At 57.7% G+C, this 213-nt stretch carries 1 protein-coding gene; it reads left to right on the top strand.

Annotated features, from left to right (window positions below):
* On the top strand, window positions 1-213 hold a 213-nt coding region (locus GHN86_RS23355), incomplete at both ends, for an RHS domain-containing protein (RefSeq protein WP_153387409.1).

The raw sequence follows: 213 nt of genomic DNA, 5'->3' as shown, positions 1-213 counted from the left end.
TGGCAAGGCGACCGGCTGATTGCCGAGAACATCTACCAAAAAGGCGTCTACGGCTGGCCGCTGTACCGCAGCTACGTATACGAACCCGGCACCTTCAAACCGATGGTGCTGTTAAAAGGCCACGGCACCACAAGCAAGGTCTACTACTACCAGCTCGACCATTTGGGCACCCCGCAAGAACTGACCGACCCAGGCGGCAAAATCGTCTGGTCG

The sequence above is a fragment of the Pseudomonas helleri genome (assembly GCF_009600315.1).
GTDB lineage: Bacteria > Pseudomonadota > Gammaproteobacteria > Pseudomonadales > Pseudomonadaceae > Aquipseudomonas > Aquipseudomonas helleri_A.
This window is presented reverse-complemented; position numbering and strand designations above follow the sequence as displayed.